The sequence below is a fragment of the Pseudomonas sp. MWU16-30317 genome (assembly GCF_020515695.1).
Taxonomy (GTDB): domain Bacteria; phylum Pseudomonadota; class Gammaproteobacteria; order Pseudomonadales; family Pseudomonadaceae; genus Aquipseudomonas.
Window position 1 is genome coordinate 104,836 of record NZ_JAIWJA010000014.1, and the last position, 17,552, is coordinate 122,387.

At 53.8% G+C, this 17,552-nt stretch carries 12 protein-coding genes and 3 pseudogenes; 7 read left to right on the forward strand and 8 right to left on the reverse strand.

All coding sequences use genetic code 11. From position 1 onward, the window contains the following. Nucleotides 1-11: 11 nt before the first annotated feature. Nucleotides 12-926: a tripartite tricarboxylate transporter substrate-binding protein gene (locus LIX93_RS27945; RefSeq protein ID WP_226507258.1), complete on the forward strand. Its 915-nt coding sequence runs from the start codon at nt 12-14 to the stop codon at nt 924-926. Nucleotides 927-1,180: 254 nt separating this feature from the next. On the opposite strand, the gene LIX93_RS27950 is transcribed toward LIX93_RS27945, so the two are convergent. Then, nucleotides 1,181-1,474 (reverse strand): DDE-type integrase/transposase/recombinase, encoded by a 294-nt coding sequence (locus LIX93_RS27950; protein WP_346015251.1) that lies wholly within the window; start codon nt 1,472-1,474, stop codon nt 1,181-1,183. Nucleotides 1,475-1,903: 429 nt separating this feature from the next. Here LIX93_RS27950 and LIX93_RS27955 point away from each other — a divergent pair, with 429 nt between their 5' ends. Then, nucleotides 1,904-3,481, forward strand: coding sequence for a sensor domain-containing diguanylate cyclase (locus LIX93_RS27955; RefSeq protein ID WP_226507260.1), 1,578 nt, complete (start codon nt 1,904-1,906; stop codon nt 3,479-3,481). 206 nt (nt 3,482-3,687) lie between these two features. Continuing rightward, nucleotides 3,688-5,286 (forward strand): EAL domain-containing protein, encoded by a 1,599-nt coding sequence (locus LIX93_RS27960; RefSeq protein WP_226507261.1) that lies wholly within the window; start codon nt 3,688-3,690, stop codon nt 5,284-5,286. 264 nt (nt 5,287-5,550) lie between these two features. On the opposite strand, the pseudogene LIX93_RS27965 reads toward LIX93_RS27960, so the two are convergent. From LIX93_RS27965 to LIX93_RS27980, 5 genes and pseudogenes are all read right to left on the reverse strand, one after another. Further along, nucleotides 5,551-5,898 (reverse strand): annotated as a pseudogene (locus LIX93_RS27965) (sensor histidine kinase); the annotation flags it as partial. A gap of 75 nt (nt 5,899-5,973) precedes the next feature. Continuing rightward, a protein-coding gene (locus LIX93_RS27970) for an IS3 family transposase (RefSeq protein ID WP_226507262.1) occupies nt 5,974-7,160 on the reverse strand; the annotation gives its coding sequence in 2 pieces (ribosomal slippage) (nt 5,974-6,815 and nt 6,815-7,160; 1,188 coding nt in all). 66 nt (nt 7,161-7,226) lie between these two features. Next, on the reverse strand, nt 7,227-7,361 hold the full coding sequence (locus tag LIX93_RS29645; protein ID WP_260524948.1) for a hypothetical protein: 135 nt from the start codon (nt 7,359-7,361) through the stop codon (nt 7,227-7,229). 278 nt (nt 7,362-7,639) lie between these two features. Then, entirely contained in the window at nt 7,640-8,884 is a 1,245-nt protein-coding gene (locus LIX93_RS27975) for an alpha-hydroxy acid oxidase (RefSeq protein ID WP_226507263.1), read from the reverse strand. Further along, complete coding sequence (locus LIX93_RS27980) at nt 8,884-9,654, reverse strand: class II aldolase/adducin family protein (RefSeq protein WP_226507264.1); 771 nt, start codon at nt 9,652-9,654, stop codon at nt 8,884-8,886. Before LIX93_RS27980 ends, LIX93_RS27975 begins: the two co-directional genes overlap by 1 nt. Nucleotides 9,655-9,976: 322 nt before the next feature. On the opposite strand from LIX93_RS27980, the gene LIX93_RS27985 reads away from it, so the two are divergent. Together LIX93_RS27985 and LIX93_RS27990 are read left to right on the forward strand one after the other, a co-directional pair. Next, nucleotides 9,977-11,347 (forward strand): MFS transporter, encoded by a 1,371-nt coding sequence (locus tag LIX93_RS27985; RefSeq protein WP_226507265.1) that lies wholly within the window; start codon nt 9,977-9,979, stop codon nt 11,345-11,347. A 174-nt stretch (nt 11,348-11,521) separates the two neighbouring features. Then, nucleotides 11,522-12,460 carry a LysR family transcriptional regulator gene (locus LIX93_RS27990; RefSeq protein WP_226507266.1) on the forward strand — a complete coding sequence of 313 codons (939 nt, stop codon included), beginning with the start codon at nt 11,522-11,524 and terminating at the stop codon, nt 12,458-12,460. Here the strand turns inward: LIX93_RS27990 and LIX93_RS27995 are convergent. Beyond that, a pseudogene (locus LIX93_RS27995) lies at nt 12,402-13,991 on the reverse strand (aldehyde dehydrogenase (NADP(+))); the annotation flags it as partial. The gene LIX93_RS27990 and the pseudogene LIX93_RS27995 sit on opposite strands and share 59 nt — an antisense overlap. A gap of 3 nt (nt 13,992-13,994) precedes the next feature. Further along, nucleotides 13,995-15,659, reverse strand: a complete 1,665-nt coding sequence (locus LIX93_RS28000) for a thiamine pyrophosphate-binding protein (protein ID WP_226507267.1) — start codon at nt 15,657-15,659, stop codon at nt 13,995-13,997. Between the two features lie 493 nt (nt 15,660-16,152). Here LIX93_RS28000 and LIX93_RS28005 point away from each other — a divergent pair, with 493 nt between their 5' ends. Together LIX93_RS28005 and LIX93_RS28010 are read left to right on the forward strand one after the other, a co-directional pair. Then, complete coding sequence (locus tag LIX93_RS28005) at nt 16,153-16,593, forward strand: nuclear transport factor 2 family protein (RefSeq protein WP_226507268.1); 441 nt, start codon at nt 16,153-16,155, stop codon at nt 16,591-16,593. Nucleotides 16,594-17,253: 660 nt separating this feature from the next. Then, nucleotides 17,254-17,424: pseudogene (locus tag LIX93_RS28010) on the forward strand (aldehyde dehydrogenase); the annotation flags it as partial. Nucleotides 17,425-17,552: the final 128 nt, after the last annotated feature.

Consider the following 17,552-nt stretch of genomic DNA (forward strand, 5'->3'; position numbering starts at 1 on the left):
GCGGTCCGGCAATGAGTGATGCGATCAATCCAACAGGTCGATTGCTTTACGGCTATCCACCAGGAGCTTCCGGAAGCAAGCTGGCCAACGCTTTGCTGCCATTAGTCACCGCTCAGGGCGGCCCACGCTACATTTTGACCAACCTCGAAGGCCGTAGCACTCGCACCGCCAGTATCGCCGCCGTCAAAGCCATTCCAGATGGGACTGTCCTGCTGCAAGCTATCTCTGCATCTTTGACCCTGATGCCTAGTCTTCACAGTAACGTGGGTTTCGATCCCCTCCTTGATCTCAAACCCATCGCCAGCCTGGGTGAGTTCCCTTACCTAATGGTGGTAGGACCTGTCGTACCCAAAACAGTGACAAATCTGGAGAAGTACTTGGCATGGGTAAATGACAACCCTGACTTTCGAAGTATTGGCATCTCCGTTAACGGATCGATTGGTCAGCTGGCCGTCGCAGCCTTGGCGAACAGCACGGGGGCGTCTTTGAGCAGTGTTTCTTACCAAGGGACTGAGGACTTGCTGAATGATCTTCGAAGCGAAACGCTGGCTGCAGCATTTGTCGTCCCTAATCCAGGCATAAGCCCGAGGCTTGAAGCTCCGATAAGGCCGATCGGCATTACCAGCGCTCAACGCTTTACCTACTGGCCCGAAGTCGTCCCTCTGGCAGAGCAGGGTATTTCCTCCATGGATTTGACGGCCTGGTTCGGATGGTTCACTCAGAGCGCAACCCCTGAGTCCGCACTGACGGCATTACGGACTGCCGTCATAAGAATGCAGGCCTCTGCACAATATTCAGACGTCATGAAAGCCCTGATGCTTATCGCCAAGCCCCTGACGCCGGAAAAAATTACTGCACGCATGCATGAGGAGTTTGATCGCTATCGAGATATGGTTGACCGACTGGGTATCCAGAAAATCGAGTGAAGCCATGCAAATCCGTGCCTAACGTGGATAGTGAGGGCTGAGGGCTGTGAAAATTCGGCTAAAAGAATCAATGGGAGCGGTTAAATTTTAACCAATTCCCTCGCGCCCAACGAGGGCAAGGTATCAGCGGTTTTAAACCGCTTTATCCACAGACTTACCCCCAATTTTTGTGGATTTTCAGTAGGACCGATTGACGAGTTGCGTCCCGATATCTTGCAGGCGGAAAGCTGGCTCGGCAAACCTTCGGCGTAAATCTATAGCGCTCTGCCAGATTCAATAGCGCAAAATTTCACCGATGCTCCGGGGCCGTAGACATCACACTCTTGGATGATGGTTTTAGCGTTATCGAAGAGCAGCTTCCTCGGCGTTCCGCCGAAGAAGCGCAGGACTTTTTCAATCCCGGAACACCATGCGGCGGAGTCTTCGCGACGGGAAAAAACGACATAACTTGCCCGGCTCCAATCCAGCGTTGCAACGAATGCCAGCAATGGATCACGGCCACGTCGGATGTCGGTGAACTCCACTTGCATCTGTTCACCAGGCTTGATTTAGAACCGAACGACGGTTTCAGTAGCCTTGGTTTTCAACCTCAGCAGGAAGCTGGTGAGGATCGAATATCCGCCTTCGTAACTTGCTCGCGGATCTCCCTGAGTAGCACCGGCCGAGCTGCCTCTACACGCTGGCGCAGGAAGACCTCGAAAGGCGCAAGCTTGCCCACGCGCTGCGCGCGGGCCATAGACGACAGGCTGGTGCTGGGACTGTAATTTGAGGTGGCGTCGAATGGTATTTCGCGAGCAGCGCATCTGGAGATGCGATGGTCCGAATAGACAGGCCCTGACGATTTCCAAGCGTTGCTCCTGGGACAGCATGGGCAGCTCGTAAAAGCTGCATTGCGCCCAAGTGGTTCAGTTTTGCATCGGTACCGGCAGGTACGGAAACTGCATGAGTCGTCCAACCGCCAAATTGATGACGACCTTATGAAGCCTCTCTACCTTATGTCAACGAGGCTCGCCCCGTCAGTGCTCACCAGGACAATGATTGGCTTCATCGTCTTGGTCTGTCTATCGTTGATTCTGGCAACCACGTGGCAGATGAATCAGTCCAGGCGTGAACGGGTAGCTACCGCTAAAATTGCAGTATCAAACATCGTTCGAGCCGCTGAACAGCAAGCTCAGGACACAGTACGCCAGGCTGATAATACGCTGCGTGATCTCGTCGAGCGCGTGGAGCACGACGGGGTAGCGGGTGATCAGCAAGTTCGATTGGCGAAGCTAATGGCTCAAGACGTGGTGAATGTGGAGGGAATTCAGGGGCTCTTCATCTACGATGCTCAAGGCAACTGGGTCGCGAACTCATTTTCTCAAGGCATACTGGCGAAAAACAACGGCGACTGCGGTTACTTCGTCTATCACCGCGATAATGTTGATGAATCCATTCATGTCGGATCCATTGTAGAAAGCCGCAGCACGGGAGATATGGTCATCCCGATCAGCAGGCGTATCAATGCTCCTGATGGAACGTTCGCAGGCGTGGCTTTGGCGACTGTGCCTGTTGCCTATCTTCAAGCATTTTTCGAGCGCATGGATGTGGATGACAAGGGCGTTATTTTCCTTGCCCTGAACAACGGTGACCTGCTGGCTAGACGACCTACCCTAAGCGCACTTCTGACGACGAATGTGGCCAAAGGCGACATTTTCACCCGTTATCTGCCACACAGCGATAGCGGCACCGCCGTGATCAATTCTGTAGTGGATGGGGTAGAACGCATTTACGCATATCGCCGGGTGTCCGGACTGCCCATAGTCGCGGCTGCTGGTGTGTCCTGCCACCATGTCTTCGCACCTTGGTGGGCCTACGCCTATCGATCCATGGCTCTAATCGGCATGATAATTTTGGCCCTGGCTTTGCTGGGCGCGTTGTTGCGCCGGCAAATCCAGCAGTTGATCACTGCGGAAGGTAAACTTAACACGGCAAGGAATGAACTGGAAATAATCGCCCAGACTGATAGCTTGACGCATCTAGCCAACCGACGCTGCTTCGATACCGTTTTAGAAAGGGAATGGGGGCGGGCTAGCCGGAATAATTCAATCATTGCAATTATTTTGTTGGATATTGACTGGTTCAAGCAATACAACGACCACTATGGTCATCTGCGGGGTGATGAGTGCCTGAGGCAAGTCTCAGGGCTCATTGGCAGCTGTATCAATCGGGCGGGAGATCTTGCGGCACGGTATGGCGGTGAGGAGTTTGTGATCTTGTTGCCTGAAACGGATCTGGAAGGCGCTTTGAGCGTCGCCGAAAAAGTGAGGTTGTCTATTGTAAATGCACTCATAGACCACTCGGCAAGCCCGGTGGGTAATGTGACCATCAGTTCAGGGGTTGTGGCGATCAGCACACCTATCAAGGATGGCCATAGCCACGCGTTAGAAGAGGCAGATCGGCTTCTTTACTGCGCTAAAGCCAAGGGGCGCAACCGAGTAGAGGGTCGACTGATTCAAGGTTTGGATGGGGTCGGCAAAGCTGCAACGGCATTGAACTTGGTCCGTGATGGTTGAGAGTGAAAGATTTGTGCATGCAGAAATTGATCTGAGTGTCTGGGACTGACGGATTTTGTATTCGGATTTCATCACCCCAGGGGTCTGGAATAGCGCTGCAGCGAGTTGTCGACGAAATGCATCCAAGAACGATCAGCGGTAGGGACATTTGCGGGATGATGGCTGTCCGATATCACTCTCGCCACATTGGGCCTGCGAGGCCTGCCATGACCGACTTGCTGCGTACCAACCCCTATCGTTTGCCTTTGCTTTTGCTCGCAACTTTGCTGACAGTTGCCGGTCTTGCCACCCTCTGGGAGTTCGAACTTGAGGCCTATGCTATGCACTGGCTGGGGCTACCGTACGACGGCGATTTTGAAGATGGCGAGCGGTTGCGGTTTATTCTGACCTCAGCAAGTTTTTCGCTGATTGCGATGATCGTACCAAGTGTTGTACTCAAACGTATGGTCTCCAACACCCAAAAAATTCACCGCCGTTTGTTGCGGCTCCAGGTTCAAACTGAGCGTCTAGCCAACAACGATTCTTTGACCGGTCTGACCAATCGCCGCGTTTTCATGGATGTGTTGCGCGAGCAACTCGCTCAGCACAAACCCCTGGCGATCATGCTCATCGACCTCGATCATTTCAAGGCCATCAACGACGAGCACGGCCATTCAGTCGGTGATGCAACGCTGGTTGAAGCGGCTCGAAGGCTACAGGGCATTGCCAATCAACATGAAGGCGTGGCCGTACGGTTGGGTGGCGATGAGTTCTGCCTGCTGCTGATGGGTCAAAAAGATCAAAGCGAACTGACTCAGATCGCGCAGATGACGATCGCACTGTTGGGCGCGCCTATGCCAGAGGTCTCCATAGCAGCTCAGCTAGGGGCAACCGTTGGTGTGGCACGCTCATGGAAAGACTCACAGGATCCTTCGATGCTGCTGCATTATGCAGACGCCGCCATGTACAGAGGCAAACATAGCGGTCGCTCCGCCTTTAATTTCTACGACTGTGCTTACGAACAAGAGAGGTTGGCTCAACAAGATCTTGAGGCTGCACTGATCATGGCGGTGGAAAAAGAGGAAATTGTTCCCTTCTATCAGCCAATTGTGGCCCTGCCCTCGCAAACAGTGGTGGGCTACGAAATACTGGCCCGCTGGATGAAGGCTGATGGCACCACGGGAATGCCGGTAGACTTCATACCGCAACTCGAGCGCCTGGATCTCATTCCAGCCATGACGCACTCGCTGGTCAAGCAAGCCTGCCAAGCGGCCAGCGAGTGGGATGATTCGCTGCATTTATCGCTCAACGTCAGTGCTTCCATGATTACCGATGAGTCGTTTCCTGATCGCCTTCTGGCTCAGCTTCGGCAAGAGAAATTTCCATTCGAACGTTTTGAGGTGGAAATCACTGAGGAGGCTCTTGTGGGAAATCTTGAAGCCGCACAACGAAACCTTAGTAAGCTCCACGCGTATGGCATTGTCGTAGCCCTGGATGACTTTGGGATTGGCTACTCGGGTTTGTATCATCTGACGCGGCTATCCATCGACAAGATCAAGATTGACCGATCTTTCTTCGAGGCCGGTAAGCTCGAGCATTTGCCTATGGTCGAGGCAATCCTAGGAATGGCTCAAAGCCTGAAGATGAGGGTAACTGCTGAAGGTATCGAGGACTTCCACCTGCCCTACCTGCCTGAATGGCTAGCGCAGAACGGTTGTCATTATGCTCAGGGATACCTTTATGGGAGGCCTCAGTCAGCTACCGACATCGCCGTTCCACGACACAGTGTTCTATGCCTCACTGGTATTGAGGCTCCTGAAGCATAGGCGAGTTGAACAATCAGACCTATATACCTAAATGGACACTCGGTGCACGATTTCGAGCACTCAGACCGACGAGTGGGAACGACTTGGGAATGAACCCGATAATCCACGTTTGAACAGGTGTGTACTGTTCAATGAGAACGGTGCTCGTTGAGGCCTCGGCGCTGTATCATCCCAAACCGCTTAGACGACCTCTGACGCGATTCAGAATGCGAAGCACCGTGTCATCGGAGGGAAGAGACTGGCAACCCTCCCATCGGCATTGGATCAGACGGCATCTTTTTCAGCGAAAGGGATATTCACCACGAACTCCGTTCCGTGCTTCTCGTCTGAGGTCACCTCGATGACGCCATCATGAGATGCCACGATCTGAGCCGCGATATACAAGCCCAGCCCCAGGCTCGCTTGTGGACCGCGATTTTGGGTGTCCTGCAGACAATATTGCCCCATCGGATTGAAGAGCGCAGGGAGGCGCTCGCTAGGGATGGCATGCCCATGGTTATGAACACGAAACTTCAGTGAACCGCCCTTTGTCCCAAGAGTGATTTTCACCGGTGACTTCGCCTTCCCGTGCTGCAGCGCATTGCCTATCAGATTAGAAAATACCTGCTCGAGACGAGTGGACTTGCCCCTACCAGACCGGACACCAACTCCCCATTAAATTGATGCTGCTACCAAACGCCTAAATTCTCACGGCGACCGATATTTCAAAGCGCTGTGCGGATGCTGCTCGTTGTAATGCTCGAAGGCAATCGTCAGATTTCGCAGCGCTGTTTCTCGATCCGGCTTGGGCATGTGCGCCACGTAATCTCGCTTGATCGTCTTCACGAAGGTCTCTGCCATGCCGTTGCTTTGCGGGCTGCGTACCGGTACGGTCACCGGCTGCAGGCCGATCTGACGGACAAACAGGCGCGTCTGTTCGGCGATATAGGCCGAACTGTTATCGCTCAACCACTGCACCGGCGTGCTCGGTAGTTGATCCCCAAATCGCTTCTCCACGCTTTCCAACATCAAGTCTCGGATGTCGTCACCGCTGTAGCCCGTCGGGCTAGCGACCCAGCCGATGGCTTCGCGGTCACAGCAGTCCAGGGCAAAAGTCACGCTCAACTTTGCACCGTCGTCGCAGCGAAACTCAAAGCCGTCCGAGCACCAGCGCGTATCGCTGGTAGTAACGGCAATTCGGCCTTCATGCCGGCGTTGCACACCAGGTTGCTTGATGCGTCGTTCCAGCAAGAGATCGTGGTCGCGCATGACGCGGTAAACCCGTTTCACATTGATCGGGGCCAATAACTGGACTTCACGCTCGCGGCGCAACAAGCCCCAAACACGACGGTAGCCATAGCTCGGCAACTCGCTGACTTGCCGCTTAATCTCAGCGACCAACTCCGTATCGTTCACCAGCCGACGTCGCCGCACTTTGGGCGATACGGATTGCTTGATTCGAACCGTTAATTGCGAGCGCGACACACCGAGACATTCGCTGACCAGTTTCACTGGTCGTCCCCCGGCAACAAGGGTGAGTGCGCAGTCCATTTTCGCGACCGGGCGATCTCCACTGCCTCTTTGAGGACTTCGGCCTCCATCGTTTTCTTGCCCAGCATCCGCTGCAACTCTCGGATCTGCTTGAGCGCATCGCTCAGTTCCGACGCCGGTACCACGGCCTCGCCAGCACTGACCGCCGACAAGCTCCCGTCCTGGTAAAGCTTGCGCCACAGGAACAGCTGGTTGGCATTGATGCCGTTTCGCCGGGCCACTACGGACACACTTTGGCCGGGTTCGAGGCTCTCGCGAACCATGGCCAGCTTCTGGTCGGTGCTCCAACGGCGTCGGCGTTCCTGGCCGAGCAGCTCACCACGCTTATCGTTGCTGTTAGTCATATACATACCCGTTTGCCTATCCCTTATCTAAGGGGGGAACGGTGTCATGTCTTTCATGGGGCTCGTTCAGTAATTCAGGACCTTAAGCGACAGCTGTGAACGCATCACCAACTCGAAGGCTTCTTCGTTGCCGCGAATCTCGGGCTCAGCCTTCAGGTAGTTGAACAGCGGGCGAACGCCCTGACTAAACGATGTGGGCACACACTCCCTGAGTTTTCGACCAGAAGGCGAAGCTGATTTGGAGGTGTTGGGTGGTCGCAAGTCGGGATTCGGTTCCATGCTAGCCACGCTAGCGAACGAGAAATCGATGCCTACTTCAGACCCTCCCTAGGGATGCTCCAATCAACTTGCCGCGCAGCGGTGGCAAGCCGTAATTTGCCAGGCACACAGCGCTATTTTCCGAAAGCGGTCTGATGAATGACTTGGGACACCCGCAACTTCACGAGGAAAACGCATTCCCCGAGAGTCGCGGTTAGCATTCACGCTGTGCGTCGAATCAATGAGGAGTCAATTTCGGATACCGAGTTGATACCCAGCAGCGCCATATCCCGATCGACCTCTGTGCGGAGGATGGATGCTGCATGGCCTACCCCAGCAGCGCCGGCCACTGTTGCGGCGAAATTGAAAGACCGTCCATTGAAAACACATCGTGCCCCAAGCGAGAGCGCTTTGAGCACATCTGTTCCGCGCCGGATACCACTGTCCAGCATCACGGTAATCTCATCCGATACGGAACCAACAATCTCAGGTAGCACGTCGATTGGTGACACTGATCCGTCCAGTTGGCGGCCGCCATGGTTGGAAACTATGATTCCGTTCGCGCCATACTTTTGCGCCAACCTGGCGTCGTCTGGACGCATCAAACCCTTGACGACCAAGGGCCCGTCCCAGTGCTTTCGAACGACCTTGAAATGCTCCCAACTCAAATGGTCTCTCGCAGCGAAATCGCGCTTGACGGACGCGGACAGGATCGGAGCCCCGCGCTCGGCACGCCAGTTCTCGAAGTGTGGCATACCGTGCTTTGCAAGTGTCTTCAGGAACGTTCCGAAAAGCCAGGATGGATGGCTTATGCCATCAAATGCCAATCGTAAACTGGGCTTGAGAGGCGTGGTAAAACCATTCCGAACGTATCGTTCTGGGTTGACCTGAACTGGAAGATCGACCGTGACGACCAAGGTTTTGAAACCCGCCGCCTTGATGCGAGTGAGTAACTCAATGATCCGTGGAGAATCGCCAGGTATGTAGGCTTGAAACCAGGTGTTAGGGGCCGCCTTAGCGACTTCCTCCATCGGAATCAGCGACGCTCCACTCATGATTGCTGGCAGCCCCCACTCTTGGGCAGTACGAGCAAGCACGATATCGCCGCGATAGCACCACATTGCGGCCAAGCCAACTGGCGATATGCCGAACGGGCTTTGGTAGGTCTGACCGAACAGCTGGATGCTCTGGCTTCGGTTAGCAACACCCTCAAGTATCCGAGGTGTAAAACCCCAATGCGAAAACGCACTGCGATTCAATGCCATGGATTGCTCATCGTCGGCCCCATTGGCTATGTAGCTGTAGAGCTGGCGCGGTAGCTTTCTTTTGGCGTGCTCTTGGAAATCGGAAAGACATAGGATCTTCTCCAACACACCGGTGAAAATATGGTTGACCCCAACTGCCGGTTGTAAAGCCACGGCCGAATCGCCGGCACCAGTCTGAATTGCCTTATGGACGCTACTCATCACTCATCGAACCCCGGAAAATGACGAGCCACCCGACGCATCATAGGAGCCCAGATGACCTCTGGGCCACGACCACGGCGCCCCGCAGCGATCTGATTGGGCGCGTCATCTAGAATCCAATCAGGTATGGCGACCAAGGTACCGCCACCGGCTTGAGCTCGGACTTGAATCATGCAGGCGCTTTCAAATTTATGCATGGCCAAGAAGGCATCAGCTGCAGAACGCCCTGTAGTCAACAGACCATGATTTCGAAGCATCAGGTATTGGTTACTACCCAAGTCACGAGCAAGGGTTCCACGCTCAGCCTCCTTCAGCGCGATACCCTCGTAGTCGTGATAACCCAAGGAACCAAGGACATACATCGATTGCTGCGACAGAGGCCGCAGACCCTCTTTTTGCGCCGATACCGCAACGCCATTGATCGAATGGACGTGCATTACGAAGTGAGCGTCGGGGCGAGCAGCGTGCACGGTGCTATGGATCAAAAATCCTGCTGGGATGATGTCGTACTCAGACTCCATCACCTTCTCTCCATGGAGATTCACCTTCACGAGGCTGGATGCCGTGACCTCCTCGAACATCACCCCATAGGGGTTAATCAGGAAATGCTCTGTCCCAGGTATCTTGGCAGTGATATGGGTAAAAATCAGATCGTCCCACCCAAACATCGCGACCATCCTGTACATGGCAGCGAGATCGACCCGCAGTTGCCACTCCTCATCGCTAACAAGATGCTTGACGCTGGGGAATTGAAGTTGCTCGATTGTCATTGTTCTGCCCCTTTCGGAAAATCTTCTGCTTCAGGCTTGACGTTTAGGCCGCCCAGCCGCCGGTGGATCGTCCTCATACCCTATTCAAAGAGCATCAATGAGGCTATGGCTCTATCGCATAGCAGATATTTGTCAAAGCTGGAGCCAATCCTGACTCCGCTCACTAGGATCCAGCCTTACTGTTGACACCGCTCTAAATCGCCGCGCAGCGCTGAAGAGCGCGTCTGCCAAGCGCTGGCGAAAACGGTAGTCAACTGAGCAGTCGTTCCTCCGCGCACCGCCGCGACCCGATCATAAAAACAACCAAATGGGAGCCTTACCCATGCAAGATTCCAAGCCTACGCGCACTAGATACAGCGTCCTGCTGATACTGTTCCTCGTGACTGTCGTTAACTACGCAGACCGTGCAACTATCTCGATCGCTGGATCCAGCATACAAAAAACCCTCGGGATTGATGCCATTTCACTCGGCTACATTTTTTCGGCCTTCGGGTGGGCCTACGTCATAGGACAAATTCCTGGTGGCTGGCTCCTCGACCGCTTTGGCTCCAAAAAAGTTTATGCCGGGAGCATTTTCACCTGGTCGATGTTCACCCTCCTTCAAGGTGTGATCGGTGAATTCGGGCCCAGCACGATTGTCGTCGCATTCTTTTTTCTTCGCTTCATGGTTGGCCTTGCCGAAGCGCCCTCGTTTCCAGGAAACGCGCGCATTGTAGCTTCGTGGTTCCCATCTCAAGAGCGTGGAACAGCGTCTGCAATCTTCAACTCTGCCCAGTATTGCGCTACCGCCATTTTTGCTCCCGTGATGGGCGCAATCGTTTATCACTGGGGCTGGCAGCATGTGTTTGTCGTCATGGGCGTCTTGGGCATCATCATGTCGGGGGTCTGGATGGTCACCATCTATGCGCCTAAGGATCACCCGCGCGCCAATGCTGCCGAGGTGGAGTTCATCGCCGCAAACGGCGCTCTGGTTGATATGGACTCTCCACGTGAGAAAGGAGACAAGGGCAATACTTGGAATTACGTTGGGCAGTTACTTACCAATCGGATGATGATAGGGATCTACCTGGGCCAATTCTGCATCAATGCCCTGGTCTACTTCTTTCTTACCTGGTTCCCGGTATACCTGGTTCAGGAACGCGGAATGACGATCCTTAAGGCAGGCTTCGTAGCCTCACTGCCTGCGATCTGTGGCTTCGCTGGCGGAGTGTTGGGTGGGGTGATTTCAGACGCACTGCTTCGTCGCGGCCACAGCCTGAGCATTGCACGCAAGACCCCATTAGTCCTGGGGCTCATTCTCTCCATGAGCATGATTCTGTGCAATTATGCTGGCTCTGACTCTGTAGTCGTCGGCCTGATGGCGCTGGCCTTCTTCGGAAAAGGATTCAGCGGTCAAAGCTGGACAGTCATGTCTGATACGGCTCCGAAGCAAATTGCCGGCTTAGCGGGTGGCCTGTTCAACATGATCGGCAACATCTCATCGATCACCACGCCGATCGTGATCGGTTACATCATTGCCGGTACCGGCTCATTCAAAATGGCTCTGATCTTCGTGGGCGCCAACGCCTTCATCGCCGCGTTCAGCTACCTGTTTATCGTGGGAGAAATCAAGCGTATCGAGCTCAAGGTACCGACACCCAAACAGAGTATTGCCTCTCCTTATAAACCTCCGCAGGCTGCCGATCAGAGGTAATTCACACGGCTCCATCCGGAACCTGATTAGCCCTGCCCTGATGCTCAAGCATCGGGGCTTTTTTACGTTTTGGGCTAGACTTGCAGGGCGGTCGCATCGGCAGGGAATAGCCGCTACCGGGCGATGGCCTCCCTCTGGTAACGTCCCGACGTACCCCAGTTTTGTAAGGCTGCTATGAATTCAGATGATCTAATGCTTTTCGCCCAAGTGGCCGAAAGCCGCAGTATCTCCCGAGCGGCGGTTGAGCTCGGTACAGACCAATCGACGGTCAGCAGGCGAATTGGTGCGCTGGAGGCGCATCTGGGTGTAAGGCTTTTTCATCGGAGCGGTCGAGGAGTGACCCTCACTGAGCGTGGGTATCAGTTGCTGGCTCACGCTAAAATAATGCACGACTCTTTAGAACTCGCAGAACGTTCCATGAGGGAAAGCGCGGATCTTGGGCCGAGCAAACTATGCATTGCAGCTCAACCTACGGTTGCCAAGACGCTTTTCGCGGGTCTGGTCGGTGCCATTAAAAAGCGCTACCCCAATACCCAGATCCAAGTCATAGAGACTTTGGGCGCCGATATCGTCACCCGATTGAACAACGGGACGGTAGACGTAGCAGTTTTTTACTTACCCGAACACCCAGGCGCGCTTAGGTTTGATACGTTGCTGACTGAAGAGGTGAAGTTGGTCGCACCTATTGATTATCCCTTACCGGGAAACACTATTTCAGTCAATGAGCTGGCGAGCGTGCCGCTTATACTGCCGAGTACCCACTACGGCATACGGTTGCTGGTTGAGACCATGGGAAGCAGAGTGGGCTTTACGCCAAACATCACCCTGCTATGCGATGGCTCAACGTCCATAACAACCAGATTGGTGGCTCAAGGATGCGGATGCACCATGCAGTCCGAGGCATCGGTACTGGACGAAATTCAACGGGGCGCCATCAAAACCTACAAGATAGTCGACCATGATCTCATTCGTTCTGTAGTGATCGCTTGGCCAAAAAACCGTGCTACCGGGAACAGTTTGTGGACGATCAATCAGCTGATTCGCAAGGTGACTACAAACATAGTTGAGAGCGGCCGATGGCCGGGAGCGGAACTAGCCCCGGCCAAACGTTGAGGATTCCCTATTGTTGGGATTTTAATGAGGGGGGTAGCAGTGCTGCAGGTACATCCTGATAGCAAATAGGTCTCAGGAAGCGTTCGATGGCAACGGTACCAACTGACGACGTCCGCGAGTCCGACGTTGAAGGAAATGGGCCACCATGAACCATGGCTTTGCTGACCTCTACCCCTGTCGGAAAACCATTGAAGAGAATGCGCCCTGCTAGCCGCTCAAGCAGCGGCATTAGTTTTTCAGCTATGTGAAAGTCCCCTTCATCCGCATGGATAGTGGCCGTCAGTTGCCCATCCAGTGAAGAAACGATCTTGAGCATTTCCCCCATATCCTTGCACCTGACCAACACGCCACTTGGGCCGAAGTTCTCCGCATGCAGCTCTGGCGCCACCAGGAAAGCAGCAGCACTTATGGCAAACAAGGCGGCTTGGGGCTCATACGTTTCTGTAGGTACTGGAGATTCACCTACAAGCACCGCTGCGCCAGAAGTGCGAAGTGCGGCAAGGCCCAGACTATAGGAGGAATGGATACCAGGCGTCAGCATCGTGGCCGGTTTGCTAATCGCCAAGGCATTTACCACCGCCGCCTCAAAACGCTCCAAATCCTCTCCCTCAATGGCAATAAGCAGACCAGGGTTGGTACAAAACTGCCCACTACCCAAGGCTAGGGAAGATACGAAACGTTCTGCGAGCTCTGGGGCGCTTCGTTCCAGGATGGCGGGCAGCAAAAATACTGGATTGATGCTGCTCATCTCCGCATAGACTGGAATCGGAACAGGCCGAGACTGGGCGATGCGTACAAGCGCCAAACCAACATGACGCGACCCAGTAAATCCAACTGCCTGAATAAGCGGATGCCCAACTAAAGCCTGCCCTAAGGTTATGCCTGGGTCGACGACCATCGAGAATACGCCATCCGGCATTTCAGTCTTCTTGGCAGCCCCAATCACCGCCCTTGCTACCAATTCGCTGGTGCCTAGATGGGCAGGATGGGCTTTCACGATAACTGGACAACCCGCTGCCAGGGCAGCGGCGGTGTCCCCACCGGCGACGGAAAATGCCAAGGGGAAATTACTGGCGCCAAATACAGCAACGGGCCCCACGCCAATCCGGCGTAGACGTAGATCTGGGCGTCCACCTTCAACACCCTGCTCAATGACCGCTCCGTCCCAATCACCGTCCCTGAGGAGCTCAGCAAACATCCGGAGTTGCTTAACCGTGCGCTGACATTCGCCGCGCAGCCTGGTTTTAGGCAATCCCGTTTCGAGATGAGCACGCTCGATGAGTGCCTCCCCTAAATCAAGGATGCCCTCAGCAATCGCTTCCAACCAGTCTGCACGCTGTGCTCCGGGTAACGCTCGGAACGTATTGAAGCAGCCATCTGCAAGGGAACACGCGCGTTCCAAGTCCTCCAATGTGTTACCACCGAATGATGGCTGCACAGCGTCACCGGTAACTGCAGCGAGTGGGGCGACCGCATCGGCGGTACCCCTGATTGGTGTGAAGCCAATAAACGACTCACCAAGAATTCGCACGAATCAAACCTCCTCCAAGCGCATCTGCGGAGTAATTTGGAGCGGATCCGTCATGAGCTCGATAAGGGATGCTACCCCGGATTTAACAGCACGTTCAAAAGCAGCCGGGAAATCCTCCGTCCGGTGAACACGCTCTGCATGTGCACCAAAGGACTTAGCAAATGCAACAAAATCGGGATTGCTGAGCCGAGTACCGCTGACTCGACTTGGGTACGTTTTCTCCTGGTGCATCCGGATCGTGCCAAACATGCTGTTATTGATCACCAAGGTGATCAGCGGAGCACCGAATTGCATAGCCGTCGCGAATTCCTGCGGATACATCATGAAGCAGCCATCACCTGCAAAGCAGACTACGGTTTTGTCAGGGTATTGAAGCTTCGCCGCTATTGCTGCTGGAAGCCCATAGCCCATTGCGCCGTTGGTTGGCGCGAGCTCTGTAGTCGGCGCGCGATAACGGTAGAAACGATGCAACCAGACGGTGTAATTGCCGGCACCATTGGTCAGGATCGCGTCTTCGGGCAAGGTTTCATTTAGGTAAGACATCACGCCACCCAGATCGACGCCGGCCAGCTCGGCATGCGGCGGTGGCGGGGTGGAGTGCTTCAAATAATCAGCACGGGCGTCGCGCGTCCACTCATCCCAAGTGCGTCCCTCTACAGGGGACTGCTTAGCCATGCCGTTTGCAAAAGACTTTAGAGTAGCGAGCACGGGAAGATCTGCCTGGAAGACTCGGTTCAACTCAAAGGGATCCGGGTGCACGTGAATGAGCGTCTGAACAGGGGAAGGACTCTTGATCACTTCATAAGCCTGAGAGACTGACTCGCTCATCCGCGAGCCAATAACCAGCAGCACATCAGCGTCAGCAACGCGCTTGATCAACTCAGGCGAGCTACCGAGCCCCAGTTGCCCGACATAATGTGGGTCACGGTTATCGAACAGATCCTGGCGACGGAAAGAGGCGGCAATAGGCAGATTGTTGGCGGTCACGAATTGCTTCAGCGATTGAACCGACTCGCTGTCCCAACCAGTCCCTCCAACTACTACCAAGGGTCGCTTGCTGCGGGTTAGCATCGCCCGGATTTCGGCGATGTTTTCGGGATCCGGCGCGGTTGTTGGGACGCGCACGGCGTCGATATCCTGTACGTCAGCAGTACCAAATAGCACATCTTCTGGCAGCCCGATCACCACAGGGCCAGGACGCCCAGACATTGCTATGCTGAACGCACGACTGACGATCTCGGGAATTCGATCAATGCTCTCGATTTCAGTTGCCCACTTGGCAAGTCCACCGAACATTTGGCGATAATCGACTTCTTGGAAGGCCTCGCGATCCCTCATGCCAGACTCAATCTGCCCGATAAACAGGATCATCGGTGTCGAATCCTGTTTTGCGGTGTGCACACCATTGCTGGCATGAGTAGCTCCAGGCCCCCGCGTGACGAAGCAAATGCCTGGTCGGCCGGTCATTTTGCCGTAGGCATCCGCCATGTTAGAAGCGGCGCCTTCATGCCGGGAGACGATGGTGCGAATGGCGCTAGTATCGTGCAACGCATCGAGCACAGGGAGATAGCTTTCTCCAGGCACACAGTAAATGGTATCCACCGCATTGCGGATCAGCGCCTCAACCAAAATCTTTCCGCCGTTACGCGATTTTTTGTCGTCACTCATCAATCAGATTCCTTGTTCTAAGTTTCTCAGGGCGGAGCCTGCCTGATAGTCTGCGGGCCACCTACTAAGTCGTTCCCACCCAGCAACACAGTGCGCTCAGCATAATGCAGTTTGAGGAACCGTCTTTATCGCAAGACAACGGTATTACCCCATCACTAGCTACATTAAATCATGAAGTAGCCCAGTGCCATGGGACTGGCGCATAGCAGATATTCAGCCTAAGCAACAGAGCAAAATACGCGCTTAAATCTCGAAAAAAACCTCAAAAACGCTCCAAATACGATACACCGACTATAGCTTTATTTTTCAAATCATATAGTTATGCAGCCAGCCATAGAAACCATGAAAAAATCGTACCAAAAAACAAGGCGCTGATAATCCATGCGAATCAGGGCAAAACCGACCACCACGACCATTGCGAAATTATCTCATCGTGAGTATGTTTTTAGCGGCAACGTGCCAACCTCAACACACCTAAGAGGATGTAAAAAAGATGCAAAAAAATAACAAACACATCGTCCCACTGCTGCTCTTAGCTTTTACCCTATCCGCTATCAATTTGGCTAACGCGGACGCTAACAGCGATGTACTTGCTGCTGCATCCAAATTAGACAAGGCGATGCTTAGCCGGGACTCAGCCAATCTGAGACTACTCACTGCTGATTCTTTGACCTATGGTCACACAAGCGGAAAAATCCAAACAAAAAGTGAGTTTATTGGTGAATTGGAAGCGGGGAAGACAGTGTTCAAAACACTTTCCAGCTCTAATCAGAAAGTTTTCCTAGATGGAACGACCGCTATCGTTCGAAGCCATTTCTCGGCAGAGGTCGCAAAAGGCACCGAGACAATGCCGATGGAGATCGAAAATTTTCAAGTTTGGCAAAGCTCTCATGGCAAATGGTTACTGATTGGCCGACAAGCCTTCAAATCGTAACTCGTATAGAGTTAAACTCCAAACACATCCATTTTTTTCGTTAAATCGATGCAGCGAGAACTGTGCAGGTGCTGGTTTTTCTCAGACACCACATATTGTATCTGCACCAGTTCTCAAGCTGCGAAGGGCGTCCTACCATACCTGCAATCGTCTATATGGATTCTCAATCCTCCACTCAGAGCGCGGATCACAGAAGGGCATGGCCTCACGAATCTGTCGCTGACGAGAGAAGCAAAATATTCGTCCCGACCGCCCGACCTCGGCGTCTGAGGGCCTTGGCTGAGCGATCAAACCGGTAGTCCCATTTCGCAATGGCTCAACTACATCCGGCGGTTCAACGGTGGGAGCTAGACTCACAAATATCTAGTCGGCCATTTAGTGCATACCTGCTTTGCATTTTTGCCATTAACCCTACGACCCTCGGCCCTCATAATCCCGGCGAACGCAGAATTCAGGCACATCACCAGCGAGTCTCGGTATTTTTACAGCCACCTACAGGTTGTACTGTGCCTCCCCTGTACCGCCCTTGAACACATTCTGAAACCGGCAACAAAAAAATGTGCATCATTCAAGGTGCATCGCACTTTTGAATGGTGTTTACATAGGAGTGGCTTAAACGACCTAGGACAGCCCTACCCACCAACAACAATGGCATATCTTATGCAAATCAAAGACACTCAGATTTTCCGCCAACAAGCCTACTGCAATGGATACTGGATTGATGCGGATGATGGTAAGACGATAGACGTCAACAATCCGGCGACCGGCCTAATTATCGGTACTGTTCCTAAGCTAGGTGCTCTCGAAACACGTCATGCCATTGAGGCGGCGCTGTAGTGGTCTAATGAAACCGGACACCCATTTAGGCGAGAATGCTCGCCACAGAGAGGTGTCTGATGACCAAGCAACGTCGTACCTTTACCCCAGAGTTCAAGCGCGAGGCTGCGTGCCTGGTGCTC